This window comes from Pseudomonas sp. NPDC089752, from assembly GCF_044748725.1.
Taxonomy (GTDB): Bacteria; Pseudomonadota; Gammaproteobacteria; order Pseudomonadales; family Pseudomonadaceae; genus Aquipseudomonas.
Window position 1 is genome coordinate 319,917 of the sequence record NZ_JBIVGP010000002.1, and the last position, 14,797, is coordinate 334,713.

17 protein-coding genes are annotated in these 14,797 nt (G+C 61.9%); 5 read left to right on the forward strand and 12 right to left on the reverse strand.

Annotation, left to right across the window (positions count from 1 at the left end; translation table 11 throughout):
• Nucleotides 1-316 precede the first annotated feature (316 nt).
• Entirely contained in the window at nucleotides 317-2,005 is a 1,689-nt protein-coding gene (fadD2, locus tag ACIPZF_RS04295) for a long-chain-fatty-acid--CoA ligase FadD2 (protein ID WP_400795591.1), read from the reverse strand.
• A gap of 209 nt (nucleotides 2,006-2,214) precedes the next feature.
• Here fadD2 and ACIPZF_RS04300 point away from each other — a divergent pair, with 209 nt between their 5' ends.
• Together ACIPZF_RS04300 and ACIPZF_RS04305 are read left to right on the forward strand one after the other, a co-directional pair.
• Complete coding sequence (locus ACIPZF_RS04300) at nucleotides 2,215-3,159, forward strand: lysophospholipase (RefSeq protein ID WP_400795594.1); 945 nt, start codon at nucleotides 2,215-2,217, stop codon at nucleotides 3,157-3,159.
• Between the two features lie 33 nt (nucleotides 3,160-3,192).
• Entirely contained in the window at nucleotides 3,193-3,663 is a 471-nt protein-coding gene (locus ACIPZF_RS04305) for a MaoC family dehydratase (RefSeq protein ID WP_213657844.1), read from the forward strand.
• 99 nt (nucleotides 3,664-3,762) lie between these two features.
• Here the strand turns inward: ACIPZF_RS04305 and ACIPZF_RS04310 are convergent, their stop codons facing one another.
• The 7 genes from ACIPZF_RS04310 to ACIPZF_RS04340 all read right to left on the reverse strand — a co-directional run bounded on the left by ACIPZF_RS04310 (nucleotide 3,763) and on the right by ACIPZF_RS04340 (nucleotide 8,758).
• Complete coding sequence (locus ACIPZF_RS04310; protein ID WP_400795597.1) at nucleotides 3,763-5,001, reverse strand: RNA polymerase sigma factor; 1,239 nt, start codon at nucleotides 4,999-5,001, stop codon at nucleotides 3,763-3,765.
• A complete protein-coding gene (locus ACIPZF_RS04315; protein ID WP_400795600.1) occupies nucleotides 5,001-5,486 on the reverse strand; it encodes an SRPBCC family protein in 486 nt (161 codons plus the stop codon). Before ACIPZF_RS04315 ends, ACIPZF_RS04310 begins: the two co-directional genes overlap by 1 nt.
• Before the next feature lie 21 nt (nucleotides 5,487-5,507).
• Nucleotides 5,508-5,852, reverse strand: coding sequence for a YciI family protein (locus ACIPZF_RS04320; protein WP_400795603.1), 345 nt, complete (start codon nucleotides 5,850-5,852; stop codon nucleotides 5,508-5,510).
• A gap of 44 nt (nucleotides 5,853-5,896) precedes the next feature.
• Nucleotides 5,897-6,322: a YybH family protein gene (locus ACIPZF_RS04325; RefSeq protein ID WP_400795605.1), complete on the reverse strand. Its 426-nt coding sequence runs from the start codon at nucleotides 6,320-6,322 to the stop codon at nucleotides 5,897-5,899.
• 112 nt (nucleotides 6,323-6,434) lie between these two features.
• A complete protein-coding gene (locus ACIPZF_RS04330; protein WP_400795607.1) occupies nucleotides 6,435-7,082 on the reverse strand; it encodes a LysE family translocator in 648 nt (215 codons plus the stop codon).
• Between the two features lie 79 nt (nucleotides 7,083-7,161).
• The gene (locus ACIPZF_RS04335) at nucleotides 7,162-7,494 is read right to left on the reverse strand and encodes a type II toxin-antitoxin system HicB family antitoxin (protein ID WP_400795609.1); all 333 of its coding nucleotides are present in this window, start codon (nucleotides 7,492-7,494) and stop codon (nucleotides 7,162-7,164) included.
• 298 nt (nucleotides 7,495-7,792) lie between these two features.
• On the reverse strand, nucleotides 7,793-8,758 hold the full coding sequence (locus ACIPZF_RS04340; protein WP_400795612.1) for a threonine dehydratase: 966 nt from the start codon (nucleotides 8,756-8,758) through the stop codon (nucleotides 7,793-7,795).
• 76 nt (nucleotides 8,759-8,834) lie between these two features.
• Between ACIPZF_RS04340 and ACIPZF_RS04345 the strand changes: the two genes are divergently transcribed.
• A complete protein-coding gene (locus ACIPZF_RS04345) occupies nucleotides 8,835-10,193 on the forward strand; it encodes a PLP-dependent aminotransferase family protein (protein ID WP_400796099.1) in 1,359 nt (452 codons plus the stop codon).
• Nucleotides 10,194-10,252: 59 nt separating this feature from the next.
• On the opposite strand, the gene ACIPZF_RS04350 is transcribed toward ACIPZF_RS04345, so the two are convergent.
• Nucleotides 10,253-10,510 carry a DUF2790 domain-containing protein gene (locus ACIPZF_RS04350; RefSeq protein WP_400795615.1) on the reverse strand — a complete coding sequence of 86 codons (258 nt, stop codon included), beginning with the start codon at nucleotides 10,508-10,510 and terminating at the stop codon, nucleotides 10,253-10,255.
• Between the two features lie 275 nt (nucleotides 10,511-10,785).
• Between ACIPZF_RS04350 and ACIPZF_RS04355 the strand changes: the two genes are divergently transcribed.
• On the forward strand, nucleotides 10,786-11,235 hold the full coding sequence (locus ACIPZF_RS04355; RefSeq protein WP_400795618.1) for a GNAT family N-acetyltransferase: 450 nt from the start codon (nucleotides 10,786-10,788) through the stop codon (nucleotides 11,233-11,235).
• Here ACIPZF_RS04355 and def read toward each other — a convergent pair.
• The 3 genes from def to ACIPZF_RS04370 all read right to left on the reverse strand — a co-directional run bounded on the left by def (nucleotide 11,190) and on the right by ACIPZF_RS04370 (nucleotide 12,993).
• On the reverse strand, nucleotides 11,190-11,726 hold the full coding sequence (def, locus tag ACIPZF_RS04360; RefSeq protein WP_400795620.1) for a peptide deformylase: 537 nt from the start codon (nucleotides 11,724-11,726) through the stop codon (nucleotides 11,190-11,192). The genes ACIPZF_RS04355 and def overlap by 46 nt on opposite strands.
• Nucleotides 11,723-12,676: a YihY/virulence factor BrkB family protein gene (locus ACIPZF_RS04365; protein WP_400795623.1), complete on the reverse strand. Its 954-nt coding sequence runs from the start codon at nucleotides 12,674-12,676 to the stop codon at nucleotides 11,723-11,725. Before ACIPZF_RS04365 ends, def begins: the two co-directional genes overlap by 4 nt.
• A gap of 137 nt (nucleotides 12,677-12,813) precedes the next feature.
• The gene (locus ACIPZF_RS04370; protein WP_016498416.1) at nucleotides 12,814-12,993 is read right to left on the reverse strand and encodes a CsbD family protein; all 180 of its coding nucleotides are present in this window, start codon (nucleotides 12,991-12,993) and stop codon (nucleotides 12,814-12,816) included.
• Nucleotides 12,994-13,238: 245 nt separating this feature from the next.
• On the opposite strand from ACIPZF_RS04370, the gene ACIPZF_RS04375 reads away from it, so the two are divergent.
• Entirely contained in the window at nucleotides 13,239-14,696 is a 1,458-nt protein-coding gene (locus ACIPZF_RS04375) for a nitrous oxide reductase family maturation protein NosD (RefSeq protein ID WP_400795625.1), read from the forward strand.
• The last annotated feature ends 101 nt before the right edge of the window (nucleotides 14,697-14,797 follow it).

The window sequence follows — 14,797 nt, forward strand, 5'->3', positions numbered from 1 at the left end:
TTATTATTGATATGAGATGGCGGTTCGTTGCAAACCGTATCATCTGAAAGCGGGCCGAGCGTAACAGCTTTGTAGAGGGTCGCCTAGAGGCCAAATTAGGCCTCATGGTCATAAAAATGACTCAATGAAATATACAAGTCATTTTTAGAGTATTTATCCAAAATGTCGCAAGTTGGGACAGAAACATTGCCCCAGAGCGACCGGATATACATGTGGGAGCGGGCTTGCCCCGCGAAGAGGCCATATCAGGCGATAGGGATATCCTGCCTGGCCTCTTCGCGGGGCAAGCCCGCTCCCACAAGTTAGTACGATGCAATCAAGCGATATCGCGCAGTTCACGCCGCAAAATCTTGCCCACGGGGGTCATCGGCAACGACTCACGCACCACGATGTGCTTGGGCACCTTGTAGCCAGTGAAATTGGCCTTGCAGTAGGCCTTCAGCTCATCGACATCAAGCCCGCCTTCACGCGCCACCACGAACAACTTCACCGCCTCGCCCGAACGCTCGTCCGGCACGCCGATGGCGGCGCAGTTGGCCACCTGCGGGTGGCCCATGATCACGTCCTCGATTTCGTTGGGGTACACGTTGAAACCCGAAACGATGATCATGTCCTTCTTGCGATCGACAATGCGGGTGAAGCCGTCCGGGTCGATCACCGCGATGTCGCCCGTCTTGAACCAGCCCTCGGCATCCAGCGCCTGCGCGGTGGCCTCGGGTTGCTGCCAGTAGCCCTTCATCACCTGCGGGCCCTTGATGCACAGCTCGCCCCGCTCGCCCAGCGGCTGTTCATTGCCCTCATCGTCGATTACCTTGAAGGCGGTGTCCGCCACCGGTATGCCCACCGTTCCGAGGCGGGCCAGCTGACCGTAGGGATTGGTGCTGGCGACCGGCGAAGTTTCGGTCAGCCCGTAGCCTTCGACGATGCGACAGCCCGTGAGGCTTTCCCAGCGTTCGGCGGTAGCCTTGACCAGCGCCGTGCCGCCCGAGTTGGTGACCTTGAGCGCGGAGAAGTCCAGCTGGCGGAAACCGGGGTGATCCATCAGCGCCACGAACAGCGTGTTCAGTCCCAGCAATGCCGAGAACCGCCACTTGCCCAGCTCCTTGATGAAGCCTGGGATGTCGCGTGGGTTGGTGATCAGCACGTTGTGATTGCCGGTGACCATCATGCACATGCAGTTCGCGGTGAATGCATAGATGTGGTAGAGCGGCAGCGGCGCGATCATCACCTCCTGGCCTTCCTTGATCAGCTTCTGCCCGTCCGGGCCATGCTGCGAGAAGCACGCCAGCACCTGCAGCATGTTGGCGACCAGGTTGCCGTGGGTGAGCATCGCGCCCTTGGCCAGCCCGGTGGTGCCGCCGGTGTATTGCAGCACGGCGATGTCGTCGAGGCTGAGTGGCACCGGTTTGTGGCTCAGTGACCTGCCCTCGCGCAGCACCTGCTTGAACGATATGGCCTGCGGCAACTGGTAGGCCGGGACCATCTTCTTCACCTTGTCGACCACGGTGTTGATCAGCCAGCCCTTGGCCGCGGGCAGCAGGTCGCCCATCCTGGCCTCGATCAGGTACTCGATGCCGGTATCCGGCAGCACCTCCTGCACCCGTTTGCCGAACATGTTCAAGTACACCAGGGCCCGGGCGCCGGCGTCCTTGAACTGGTGGCGCATTTCGCGCTCGGTGTACAACGGGTTGGTGTTGACCACGATCAGCCCGGCGCGCAGGGCGCCGAACACCGCGATGGGGTACTGCAGCACGTTGGGCATCTGCACGGCGATGCGGTCGCCCGGCACCAGGTCGGTGTGCTGCTGCAGCCAGGCGGCAAAGGCCGCCGAAAAGCGATCGAGTTCGGCGTAGGTCAGGGTCTTGCCAAGGTTGCTGAACGCCGGGCGGTCGGCGAAGCGCTTGCAGGAGCGCTCGAACACCTCGACGACCGAGCTGTACGCATGAATATCGATGGAGGAAGGGACGCCCGCCGGGCGCTTGTCATTCCAGAAGTCGGCTTGCATTTATTATTGTTCCTCTGCCTGAACCCGCTCTGAGCCTGTAATCCCTTTGCCTGACGGCAAAAAGGCGTTCAACCGACGTTAGCAGGTAAGCCCGAGGTGGCATATACGCCAAGTGCCGCCATTAACATTGTGAATCTTATTTGTGCCCTTCCTGCAATTCAGCCGCTTGTGCATACACTGTGCTCGTACCCTAGCGCAAAGGACCCGCCATGCCCCACGACGCCTTCTGGCTGCCCGCCAGCGAGCATTGCAGCCTGTACGTGCACCAATGGCTGCCAGCCACGCCGGTCAAGGCCGTGGTGCTGCTGGCGCATGGCATGGCCGAACATGCCGGGCGCTACCAGCACCTGGGCCATGCCCTGAACGCTGCCGGCTTCGCGCTGCTGGCCCCCGACCTGCGCGGCCACGGGCGCACCGCCGAACTTGGCAGCCTCGGCCTGTTCGCCCGACAACATGGCTGGAATGCCGTGGTCAACGACCTCGGCCTGCTGGCCCAGCACATCGGCCAGCAATTCCCAGGCACGCCGTTGTTCCTGTTTGGCCACAGCATGGGCAGCTACATCGCCCAGGCCTACCTGATGCACCACAGTGGCAGCGTGCAAGGCGCCATCCTCAGCGGCTCCAACTTCCAGCCCGCTGCGCTGTACCGCACAGCGCGCCTGATCGCGCGCCTGGAAGCCTGGCGCCAGGGCCCGCAAGGCAAGAGCGCACTGATCGAATGGCTGTCGTTCGGCTCGTTCAACAAGTCCTTCAAGCCCAATCGAACGGCCTTCGACTGGCTCAGCCGCAGCCCCGAGGAAGTCGACAAGTACGTCAACGACCCGCTGTGCGGCTTTCGTTGCAGCAATCAATTGTGGCTCGATTTGCTGCAGGGTCTTGCGCAGATCAGCCAGAAACGCAACCTCGCGCAGATCGACCCGAACTTGCCGTTGCTGATAATTGGCGGAGAATGTGATCCGGTGAGTGCTGGCAAGCGTCTCACCCATCTGGCCGACGCCCTGCGCGCGACCGGCAATCGACATGTACAGCTGCGCGTCTATCCTGAGGCGCGGCACGAAGTGCTCAACGAACTCAATCGGGACGAGGTCAGCGCCGATATCCTCGCGTGGCTGGAGCAGGCGCTGGCCCTTGGCCGCCCTGTCCGCAGTGAATGATAGCGGCCTCGTCCGTCCATCAAGGAAGCGCCAATGACCCAGGTCACCAACACGCCTTACGAAGCTCTAGAAGTCGGCCAGAAGGCCGAGTACAAGAAGTCTGTGGAAGAACGCGACATCCAGCTGTTCGCCGCGATGTCCGGTGACCACAACCCGGTGCACCTGGATGCCGAATTCGCGGCCAAGAGCATGTTCCGCGAACGCATTGCCCACGGCATGTTCAGCGGTGCGCTGATCAGCGCTGCGGTCGCCTGCACCCTGCCTGGCCCCGGCACCATCTATCTGGGCCAGCAGATGAGCTTTCAGAAGCCGGTGAAGATCGGCGACACCTTGACCGTGCGCCTGGAAATTCTCGAGAAGCTGCCCAAGTTCAAGGTGCGCATCGCCACCAATGTTTACAACCAGAACGATGAGCTGGTGGTCGAGGGTGAGGCCGAGATTCTGGCGCCGCGCAAGCAGCAGACCGTCGAGCTGGTATCGCCGCCGAATTTTGTCGCCAGTTAAGCATCGTGCTGGATTCTTCGCGGGCAAGCCCGCTCCCACAGGGTCAGTGGTGAAACTCTGTGGGAGCGGGCTTGCCCCGCGAAGAGGCCAGCTGGACCACTACATCAGCTCAAGCAAGCGCCGTTCGATATGCCTACGCTCCGGCTCCTGCCGAGTCAGCTCCAGCGCCTGCAGCCAGGACGCACGCGCCTCTTCTATATTCCCTAGCTGAAAATGCAGCTCCGCGCGCGCCGCATGCGCCAGGTGATAATCGCGCAAGTCGCCGGCCGCCAGAATCGCCTCCACCTCCAGCAACCCTGCCTGCGGCCCATCCCGCTTGGCCAGCGCCACCGCCCGATTGAGCGCCACTACCGCTGAAGGCCAATGCCTCAGCAGCACATCATATAGCCCGACAATCTCCGCCCAGTCCGTCTCCTCGGCACTTGCCGCCTCGGCATGCAGCGCCGCAATCGCTGCCTGCACGGTATAAACACCAATCGCCCGACTGCTCAGCGCCAATCGCACCAGCTCGCAACCTTCATCGATCTGCGCGCGGTCCCACAGGCTGCGATCCTGCTGGTCGAGCAACACCAGATTGCCCTCGGCATCACTGCGCGCGCGTTGGCGTGACGCCTGCAACAGCATCAGCGCCAGCAGGCCCACCGCCTCCGCATCCGGCAGCAGCTGCACCAGCAAGCGGCCAAGGCGAATGGCTTCGTCGCTCAGATCCTGCTGCAACAGAGCCTCGCCCGAGGACGCCGAATACCCTTCGTTGAACACCAGGTAGATCACCCGCAACACGCTTTCCAGGCGTTCGGGCAATTCATGCAGTTCCGGCACCTGGTAGGGGATGCGCGCATCGCGGATCTTGGCCTTGGCGCGGACGATGCGCTGGGCGATGGTCGCCGGGCTCTGGAGAAAAGCGCGGGCAATCTGCTCGGTGGTCAGGTCGCAGACTTCGCGCAGGGTCAGCGGCACCTGCGCATCTGCCGCCAACGCCGGGTGGCAGCAGGTGAAGATCAGCCGAAGACGATCGTCCACCAGCAGTTCCTCCTCGCTCGGGTCTTGCCCCTGGCCCTCGATGAGCATGATCAGGTCCGACTGCGAACGGTCGAATCGTGCACGCCGGCGCAGCGCGTCGATGGCCTTGAAGCGGCCGGTTGAAACCAGCCACGCCCGCGGGTTGTGCGGAATGCCGTCACGTTGCCAGCGCTCGACGGCGATGAAGAAAGCATCGTGCATGGCCTCTTCAGCCAGATCGAAGTCCCCCAGCAGCCGGATGAGCGTCGCCAGAATGCGCCGAGAGTCACGCCGGTAGACCGCCTCGACCTCAGCGCGCACCTGCGCCAACGCTGTCATCAGTCCGGCATCCGCTGGGTGACGACCTCCACCAGACGGTCCAGGCTTTCTCCCCAGCCCTGGTGAAAGCCCATTTCTTCATGGGCCCGGCTGTCCTCGGCGTTCCAGTGCCAGGCGCGCGCTGTGTAGCGAGTCTTGCCCTGCTCCTCGTCAAAGGTCACCACGGCGGTCATGAAGGCCTTGGCCGAAGGCACCCAGCCGGGCCCAAAGGCGTCGGTGAACACCAAGCGGCGTGGCGCGGCGATCTCCAGGAACACACCCTGGGTCGGGTACTCGGTGCCATCGGGCGCGCGCATCAGGGTACGAAACAGGCCGCCGACCCATAGCTGCATTTCGCACTCCGGGGTGGTCATGCCGTGCGGCCCCCACCATTGCATCAGCCACTCGGGCTCGGTCCAGGCGCGAAATACCTTGGCGGGTGGGGCGTCGATCAGGCGGCTGATGGACAACTCGTGCTGCGCTTGCGCAGGTTGGGCAAGGCTCATTCTTGTTGTTCTCCGTTGCTGTCAGGGTTGCAGTTCGCGCACTGGCCTTACTTCAACGCTGCCGACTCGCGCGGCGGGGATGCCTTTGGCGATGTTCAAGGCCTCGTTGAGGTCACGGGCATCGACCAGGTAAAAGCCCGCCAGCTGTTCCTTGGTTTCGGCGAACGGGCCATCGGTCAGGCTCATCTGCCCACCCCGCATGCGCACCGTGGTGGCGGTTTGCACCGGTTTCAACGCCTCGGCCGCGAGCATGCGCCCGGAGCCTTGCAGCGACTCGGCGTAGGCCATGCACTCGGCGTCTTCCGGGCTGTCAGGCAAGCTGTGCAGCAGCCCCTCGTCACAATAGACCAGGCACAGGTATTTCATGGTCGTCTCCACGGCATTGGCAAGGTGCGTTTGGCGATAGCGGCTCAGGGTTTGAGATCGAACAGTGCTTTCTGGGTTTCCATGTCGAACGGCGCCGACCAGTGTTCGTGGATAACCTGCCACTTGCCGCCGACCTTGCGATAGCCGACGGTGGCGCGCATGAAGCCGCACTGGCTTTCGTCATCTCCCGGGCCGCAACGGTTGAGCCAGTGGGCCAGTGCCAGGTCGCCGTCGGCTTGCACGGTGAGTTGGGCGAGCTCAAACACCATGGGCCCAGTACACATATTCATGCACATTTCCCAATGCGCCTGGTAAGCGGCCTTGCCCTTGAATTGCAGCTCCTTAATGGCATCGAAGGCAACGATGTCGTCGGCATAAGGGGCGGTGATTTTTGGGATGTCGCGGTCGCGCACGGCCTGCATCCAGCCGTCGATCAGCTGGCGAATTTCGTTTTCGGCGGCGGTGTTCATCGGCTGTTCCTCCGATCGTTCATGAGCATTCGAGTACAGAACGGCCTGTACCCTTCAGCTCTTTGTCGAACGGTAGCTGCAGGAATCGACAGCACGTTGAAAAAATGTTGCCTCAGCCAAGCCCAGGGCTGGCAAGAATGAATTCACGGTAACCCGAAACGATCACATACACCGCGAAATAACAGAAAATCGCCGCCGACAGCAGGTAGGACCAGGTCAGCAGACGATCGCCAAGCAAGCGCCCGCCATGGCTGGCAATGCCACACAGGCTCAGGCACCAGACCAGCCCGGCGGCGAAAAAACCGCCCAGGAATAAGCCCGCATCAAGCAAGCTGCCACCGCCCGAGCGGGAAATCAGCACGCCGCCCACGGCGGCGAACCACAAAATGGCGGTAGGTGACGACATGGCCAGGAAGATGCCGCGCAAGAACTCGCGCCAGGCCGACTCCACGACCACCTCGCTGCGCGCTTCCATATGCCCGCCGCGCCAGGCCGCCAGCAGCATCTTCAGCGCGAACCACACGAGCAAGGCCGAGCCGCCAAGCCATAGCGCCCAGCGCACGCTTTCAAACTGCAACAACACGGTCATGCCGGCCAGCGCCGCGATGGCATAGACCAGGTCACCTACGCACGTCCCCAGGCCAAGCCAGAAGCCCTGCAGAAAACCACGCTGCATGGCCAGGGTGATCATGGCGATATTGGCAATACCGATATCGAGGCACAGGGACAGGCTGAGGAGAAAACCGTTGGAAAAAGGCATTGTGTACTCGATGACCGGCCAATTAAGCGCGGTAGAGCCTGCCACGAGTGATCAGAAGATTGAAAGAAGAAGTGTTCGATCAAGCGAAAGCCGCCTGCTCGAACACTTCATCCGCCCACTGATTCAAGCTTTTGCCTGCCGCGCGGGCAGCAATACTGGCAGCGGCGTGAACTTCCGGCCGGATACGCAACATGACCTTGCCCGATGCCGGCTTTTCCGGCGTGATGCCCTGCTCCGCGCAGTCGGCGAGGTAGTCTTCGAGCGCTTCACTGAAGGCCTCATGCAGCTCGGGGACCGAACTCGCATGAAAACTGATGATGTCGCGCATGCCAAGCACGCGACCGACGAAAATATCATCGCGATCATCGTATTCGATTCGGGCAGCATAGCCTTTGTAACGCATGCAACTCATAAGCTGACTCCTGCCCGCAGCAAGAATTCGCGGGCCTCTTCAATCTGATACCGCCTGGCTTCCTTGCCTGGGTGGGGGCGATGGCATCTCCAGCACTGGTCACCAAGCACCAGCTTGACTCTGGAGCCTTGCCGCTCCAGAACCTGCCCGCCAAGATGAAGCACCAGCGCTTCGATCTCGGAAAAGGCCAAAGCCGAGGTGGTGGGCGTCCTTGAGATAGCGTCGAGTATTTTTCGGTATCGAGTGTTCATCGAAAAATGCTATCAAAATAAGATAGCACTTATTCCCCGATATTCATTCAGGATTTTTCATCGCCCGCCAGAATCTGAGCGTAACGCGCTCGATCCACGTTCGCCCCACTCAGCACCACGGCCACCCGCTTGCCCGCTTGCCGCCCACGCTCCTGCATCAACGCCGCCAACGCAGCCGCGCCCGCACCTTCGGCGGTATTGTGCGTGGCCTCGTGGTAAACCCGCATGGCCTCGGCGACTTCGCTGTCGGTCACCCGCACGATCCGCGCCGCGTGTTCGCGCACCAGTGCAAACGCCTGCGGGTGCGGCACCCGGCAGGCCATGCCATCGGCGAAGGTCTCGGCGGTGGCAGTGGTGATAATGCGGCCCTGCTCAAAGCTTTGCGCATAGGCATCGGCGGCGCTGGACACCACACCGACAATCTCGGTATTCAGCCCCAGCAGGTTGCGAGCCTGAATCAGCCCGCAGATGCCCGAGCCCATGCCGATCGGCACATACACGCATTCCAGATCACGCACGGCCTCGAACAGTTCCAGCGCGTAAGTGGCCACCCCACGCACAAGCTCCGGGTGGAACGATGGCACCATCTCATAGCCCAACTCGCCCGCCAGGCGAGCGGCCTCTTCGCGGGCGACGTCAAAATCGACACCGTGCTCCACCAGTTCGGCACCGAGTGCGCGCATGGCGGCGTTCTTTTCCTTCGAGTTGCCTTCAGGCACGACGATCACCAAGGGAATACCAGCCTGACGAGCCGCCAATGCCATGCTCTGCCCATGATTGCCGCGCGTGGCGGTCACCAACCCTCGGGGCGGTTCGCCGCTCGCCAGCAGCGAACGCACGTAGACCAACCCGCCACGCACCTTGAAGGCACCCGTGGGCGCGTGGTTTTCGTGCTTCACCCATACCTGGCAACCCAACCGTTCGGCCAGCAGGGGCCAGACGTGCTGCGGAGTCGGGGGCACATGCTGGTGCACGAAATCGGCAGCTTCACGCAGGGCGGCAAGGTTGAACATGGCGAACATCCTTCTTCGATAGTGGGTTGATCCGATCCTACGCGCGGGGCATTGTATGGGTACATTCCTATATTGCATGGGTAGCAATTTCGTGTGGATCCCGCAGCTCAGCGACGATGATCAACCCCGCTACCTGGCACTGGTCGATGCCATTGCCAGTGCCATCGAAGGCGGCGAGCTCAAGGTCGGTGACCGTCTGCCACCCCAACGGCGCCTGGCGTGGAAGCTCGGCCTGAACCCTAGCACCACCCAGCAGGCCTACCGCGAAGCGGCCGCTCGCCATCTGGTGGCCGGTGAGGTGGGCCGCGGCACCTACGTGCTTGCGGGCAGCAAGGAAGCGACCCTGTTTCGCCTCAAGCAGTCTGACGCACAGGCACCGCTGATCGACCTTTCGACCAACGTGCCGGTGGCCGATCCGTACAATCAGGATCTGCGCGACAGCCTGCAGCGCTTGCTGGAACGCGATAACGGGCTGCTCGACCATTACCTGGGGCCAGACCAGCTATTGATGGGCAGGATCCACGGCGCACATTGGCTGGCCAATCGCGGCCTGGCGCTCGCACCGGACGAGCTGCTGCTGTGCGGCGGAGCACAGCAGGCACTGACGCTGGCATTACAGTCGTTCTGCCAGGACGGTGCTGCGGTGATGCTCGAAGCCGTGACCGCACCGGGCATCAAGGCGGCTTGCCGCCAGTTGCGCCTGCCTGTACATGGCGTGGCGCTGGACAGCCAAGGCTTGCGGCCAGATGACCTCGACCGCGTCGCCCGCGCCAGCGGTGCCCGCGTACTGGTGACCACACCGACCCTGCACAACCCTACTGGCGCGTGCACGGATGAGGCGCGCCGCGAGGCGCTGGCGGGGGTAGTCAAACGCATGGGGTTGCTGGTGATCGAAGACGACGTGTATGGCGCGCTCAGCGATTGCCCGCCGCTCTATCCGCTTTTGGGCGATCAAGGCATTCTCATCAGCAGCTTGTCCAAGACGGTGGCGGCGGGGTTGCGATTGGGGTGGATCGTGGCCCACCCGACGCTACTGGCGCAGGTCGATCCACACGCCCAGGCCAGTCATTGGTCGGTATCGCCGCTAAACCTGCAGGTCGCCTGCCAGTGGATCGAGGAAGGTACTGCGGCACGACGGCTGGCCTGGCAGCGCAATGAGATCCAAGAGCGCTGGCGCCTGGCCCGAACACTGTTGGGGGATGGCTTGCAAAACAGCGTCCACCCCTCCCCCCACGCATGGTTGGCCACGCCTCAAGGCGCAGATAGGGTGGTTAGTGCGTGTCGTGCTCAAGGGGTGGAAATCGTCCCCGCCAGTGTCTTCGCCATCGGCGCGAGCGAGGTCCAGGCCGTGCGCATCAGCCTGTCGGCGGCGGGCAGTCGGGCTGAGCTGAAACGCGGGCTTGAGGTGGTGCGAGGGATACTTTCAAATCATTAGCAAATGACAGCAGCCCCTTCATCGCCGCTCGGTTTGAAGAGGCCACTGACATGACGCGATCACCCCTGCTGGCAACCTTCGCCCATGGCGCGGTACTGAATGGTGTGCACCTGGCCCTGATGGTCTTCATAGGTCATGGTCGCAGGCACCACTTCGCAGACATTGGGGATGGTCGAGAGGCTGATCACCCGCTTGATGTCCAGGTTCATGGAGTAGTCGTACTGCTGGGCCACAGGCTCGCTGGAGACGGGTCTGGCTTCATCGGCAAGGGCGAACGAGGACATACCGACCAATGCAAGAATCAGTAATGGTTTCATGAATGTTTGGCCTTCAAAGCAATCAAGCTGATCGATTGACTTCATATGCCGTCAATGGCGCGGAGAAGTTGTCATCGACTGCAAAGATGACACGAAGTACCGGTCCCGCTTCGTCGTACTGCCAGGGGGGATAGGTGAAATTCTACTCCCGGTCTGTAATAGTTGAACCCCGAAGTCGGACAATCACCCTTGCAGCTTTTGCAACAATCTGCGACAAAGCGAAGCGGCTTTCAGGCCTGTAACGGCTGAGCCAGAGCCGTTGCTGATGGAAACCCATGGCCGCCCTACTCTGTACCCCATTGAACCCCGTTGAACGCAAACTGCTCGATCATTTCTACAAGCAGCACGGCTCACGCATGCGTGCGGCCAGCGAGGGTGAGCTCTGGGTGGCGCGCAGCGGCGCGATCATTGCTGGCTTGAGCCTGAGTGCGGTTGCCGACGGGCACTGGCTGACCGGCCTGCTGGTTGCGCCGCATTGGCGCAAGCAGGGAATCGCGACGCGGCTGGTGGAAGCGGCATTGGCGGGGCGCGACGGCCCCACCTGGTTGTTCTGTCACCCCGACCTGGAACCCTATTACCAGCGCCTGGGCTTCAGCTCGGCAATTAACCTGCCAGAGGCCCTGGCCTCACGCCTGGCACGTTACCAGCGCAGCAAGCGCCTGATAGCCATGGCGCGCGGTCAATCGTCGGCAGCATCCAAGCCCGGGAACAGCACATCGGTGTAACCGAACTTGGCAAAATCCTGGATGCGCGATGGATACAGCCGCCCGATCAAGTGATCGCATTCGTGCTGCACCACACGCGCATGGAAGCCCTCCGCAAAGCGGTTCACCGGATTGCCTTGGGGGTCGATCCCTTCATAACTGATGTGCTTGAAGCGCGGCACCACCCCACGCAGGCCTGGTACAGACAGGCAGCCTTCCCAGCCATCCTCGACCTCGGTGGTCAACGCCGTGATCACCGGGTTGAGCAAGATGGTCTGCGGCACCGCCTCGGCATCCGGGTAGCGCTCACTGCGCTCGAAACCGAAGATGACCAGCTGCAGGTCGATGCCGATCTGCGGGGCAGCCAAGCCGACACCACCAACATGACGCATGGTTTCGAACATATCGTCGATCAACTGCTGCAGTTCGGCGCTGCCAATCAGGTGCTCGGGCACTGGCGGGGCGATGCGTAGCAAGCGCTCATCGCCCATCTTGAGAATGTCACGGATCATCGCGGGTTCGGCTCGGAGGCGTGCGGCTCGACCGGATGTTCATGGCCGAGCACGGTGAGGGTTTCCTTGGGTTTATCGCCCTCGAAGTCCTTTTCGCCTGGGTTCTTGCCCTCGCTCGACATGTGCTCGATCACCGCATTCATTTCCGCGCCGAGCAACAACACGGCGGCGGAGATGTAGAAGTACAGCAATAGCACGATGATCGCACCGATGCTGCCATACATGGCGTTGTAGTCGGCAAAGGTCTTCACGTAGTAAGCAAAGCCCAGGGAGGCGATGATCCATACTACAACCGCCAGCACCGACCCTGGGGTGATGAAGCGAAATTTCTGTTTCACATCCGGCATCACGTAGTAAATCAGTGCCACCGCCACCATCAACAGGATGATGATTGCCGGCCAGCGCAGGATGGTCCACACGGTGACGATGAATTCCTGCATGCCGAATTGCGCGGCAATCCATTCCATCACCTGCGGCCCCAGCACCATCAGCGCTGCGGCGGCCAGCAGCATGCCGGCGATACCCACTGTGTAGAAGATCGACAGCGGAATACGCTTCCACACCGGGCGGCCTTCCGGGACGTCATAGGCGGCGTTCATGGCACTCATCATCAAGCGCACGCCGGCCGATGCGGTCCACAGCGCAATGACGATACCCACCGACAACAGCCCACCCTTGGACTGTTGCAGTTGGTCAATTACCGGGTTGACCTGCTCCAGAGCCTGGGGCGGCAGCACCAGTTCGGACTGCAGGCGCAGCCAGGAGAAAAAGTCGGGAAGGTGCAGGAAACCGATCAAGGCGATCAGAAACAGCAGGAACGGGAACAGCGAGAACAGCATCTGGTACGCCATCGCGGACGCGTAGGTCGACATCTCATCGTCAAGGAATTCCTTGACGGTGCGCACCAGTACGCGGTGCAGGGGCAGGCCGCCGAGGTCGGGAAAAATCATAGCGTCTCCTTTCGCCGCTTGATCAGTAAAACAGGAAGTCTAATAGACCACGCGACTGATGTGCTTCTCCCTGCCGTATATTCAGAATTCGGCTACACAGAAGTCGCAGGCCAGCCGCCGCTGGCCTGCGAAACGCATCAAGGCTTCTTCACCGCATCCTTGACGTCACCCTTCACCTGCTGTGCCTCACCCTTGAGCTCCTGGGCCTTGCCTTCGGCACGCAACTTGTCGTTGTCAGTGACTTTACCGACGCCCTGTTTGACGTTACCAATCGCTTCGTTGGCCAAGCCTTTCGCTTTGTCTTTAGTGCCGCTCATGGCAATTCTCCTGCAAGTGGAGACACGTGAACCGTGTCGACAAAAGGTGGACCGGCCACCTGCGTCAGGAGTTTCAAAGAATTTTCCCCTCTCAAGCCGAACGGTAAATCTGCGGGCGAATACCGCACCGATTCGGCCAAGCACCGCTGCGCAACGGCTGCTGGCTGCCCTAGAATCATCGGCAAACAGCAACCCGATGCAGGTTGCAAACCTATAAAAACAAAAGCTTACGGAAAACCCGCACCATGCGTCTGATGCCTCTGCTCGCAGCCTTGCTGCCGCTGCTGCCGCTGCCTGCCCTGGCCAGCGAAACCCTTACGGTCGACCGCTACAGCGACGACGGCCAGCCCGGCACCCTGCGCTGGGCAATCGAAACCAGCAACCACAACCCCGGCCACTATCGCATCGACATCGCCGCCGTCGGCCAAGCCCCGTACGTCATACGCCCGAGCCGCGCTCTGCCGGAAATCAAGGGCCCGGTGCGCATCACCGGCCTGCCCTGGGCGCGCGATGGGCAGTACATCGCCATCGACGGTTCCGGCTATATCAAGGATCAGGGCGTGCGCACCTGCCCCGGCGCCCTCCCCGGCCAGTACGGCACCAACGTGCGCACCACCACCAACCCAGGGTTGGTACTGCGCGACACTCAGGGCGTGCACCTGAGCGGCTTGGAAGTGCGCAACTTCTGCATCGGCATCCTGGTCAATCGCGCTGGCAACAACGTCATCGAAGACAACCGCATCGTTGCCAACAAAGGCGGTGCCGGCATCATGCTCACTGGCGATGATGGCGCCGGCAACCCGACCGCCACCACTACCAATAACAACAAGGTGCTGCGCAACCAGCTGATCGACAACGGCGATGGCCTGGAGCTGACCCGTGGCGCCGCGTTCAACCTGGTGGCCGACAACCTGTTCCGCTCCACGGCCGCCAACCCTGAGCCGTCCCAGGGCATCGAGATTCTCCTGGGCAACGACAACAGCGTGGTGCGCAACCGCTTCGAAAACTACTCCGACGGCCTGCAGATCAACTGGGGCAAGCGCAATTACCTGGGCGCCAACACCTTCAGCGGCAATTCGATCGGCGTCAGCGTCACCGGCGAGGGCAACATCCTCGACGGCAACCTGATCCACGGCAACCGCATCGGTGTGGCCCTGCGCCCGGAGCCGGAGGTCACCAGCACGCGCCTGACCGGCAACCGCATTTGGGGCAATAGCCAGGATATCCGCCGCTGTGAAGCTGGGGGCTCGTGTGTGGCGGACCAACGCACCGGGGCCATCGTATTTGGCGTGCCGGCCCAGGCTCATGCGTTGTATGTCGGCTCGCGCGGGGTCGGCGCGGATCTGCCGAAGCAGGACCAGGCGATCATCTGTGATGCCAAGGGCGAGCCCAAGCCGTGCCAGCCGCTACCCAACCACAACCAGCAGGCGCCACGGCTGCTTGAGTTCAGTGGCAATGTTCTGCGGGGTGAGGTGCAAGGGCCGGCGTCGAGCCTGTTGCGGATCGAGGTGTTCGGCAATGCTGAGGCTGAGGGCACTGAGGCTGAGCAGTATCTGGGAGAAGTGCTGGTGAACAGCGATGCCAAGGGGCAGGCGCGGTTTGCGCAGGTGCTGGAAAATGCGGGTGGGATACGCAGCTTCACGGCCACGGTGACCACCGCAGATGGCGCCACTTCGGAGTTGAGTCAGCCCATTCGCCGCTGAGTCAACCGGCCTCTTCGCGGGGCAAGCCCGCTCCCACAACTGGGGGTGCACTTTACCTGTGGGAGCGGGCTTGCCCCGCGAAGAGGCCAGTCGGGTCGATG

Coding starts and splice junctions, on each gene's coding strand:
- fadD2 (WP_400795591.1), bottom strand. CDS start 2,005: ATGCAAGCCGACTTCTGGAATGACAAGCGCCCGGCGGGCGTCCCTTCC.
- ACIPZF_RS04300 (WP_400795594.1), top strand. CDS start 2,215: ATGCCCCACGACGCCTTCTGGCTGCCCGCCAGCGAGCATTGCAGCCTG.
- ACIPZF_RS04305 (WP_213657844.1), top strand. CDS start 3,193: ATGACCCAGGTCACCAACACGCCTTACGAAGCTCTAGAAGTCGGCCAG.
- ACIPZF_RS04310 (WP_400795597.1), bottom strand. CDS start 5,001: ATGACAGCGTTGGCGCAGGTGCGCGCTGAGGTCGAGGCGGTCTACCGG.
- ACIPZF_RS04315 (WP_400795600.1), bottom strand. CDS start 5,486: ATGAGCCTTGCCCAACCTGCGCAAGCGCAGCACGAGTTGTCCATCAGC.
- ACIPZF_RS04320 (WP_400795603.1), bottom strand. CDS start 5,852: ATGAAATACCTGTGCCTGGTCTATTGTGACGAGGGGCTGCTGCACAGC.
- ACIPZF_RS04325 (WP_400795605.1), bottom strand. CDS start 6,322: ATGAACACCGCCGCCGAAAACGAAATTCGCCAGCTGATCGACGGCTGG.
- ACIPZF_RS04330 (WP_400795607.1), bottom strand. CDS start 7,082: ATGCCTTTTTCCAACGGTTTTCTCCTCAGCCTGTCCCTGTGCCTCGAT.
- ACIPZF_RS04335 (WP_400795609.1), bottom strand. CDS start 7,494: ATGAGTTGCATGCGTTACAAAGGCTATGCTGCCCGAATCGAATACGAT.
- ACIPZF_RS04340 (WP_400795612.1), bottom strand. CDS start 8,758: ATGTTCAACCTTGCCGCCCTGCGTGAAGCTGCCGATTTCGTGCACCAG.
- ACIPZF_RS04345 (WP_400796099.1), top strand. CDS start 8,835: ATGGGTAGCAATTTCGTGTGGATCCCGCAGCTCAGCGACGATGATCAA.
- ACIPZF_RS04350 (WP_400795615.1), bottom strand. CDS start 10,510: ATGAAACCATTACTGATTCTTGCATTGGTCGGTATGTCCTCGTTCGCC.
- ACIPZF_RS04355 (WP_400795618.1), top strand. CDS start 10,786: ATGGCCGCCCTACTCTGTACCCCATTGAACCCCGTTGAACGCAAACTG.
- def (WP_400795620.1), bottom strand. CDS start 11,726: ATGATCCGTGACATTCTCAAGATGGGCGATGAGCGCTTGCTACGCATC.
- ACIPZF_RS04365 (WP_400795623.1), bottom strand. CDS start 12,676: ATGATTTTTCCCGACCTCGGCGGCCTGCCCCTGCACCGCGTACTGGTG.
- ACIPZF_RS04370 (WP_016498416.1), bottom strand. CDS start 12,993: ATGAGCGGCACTAAAGACAAAGCGAAAGGCTTGGCCAACGAAGCGATT.
- ACIPZF_RS04375 (WP_400795625.1), top strand. CDS start 13,239: ATGCGTCTGATGCCTCTGCTCGCAGCCTTGCTGCCGCTGCTGCCGCTG.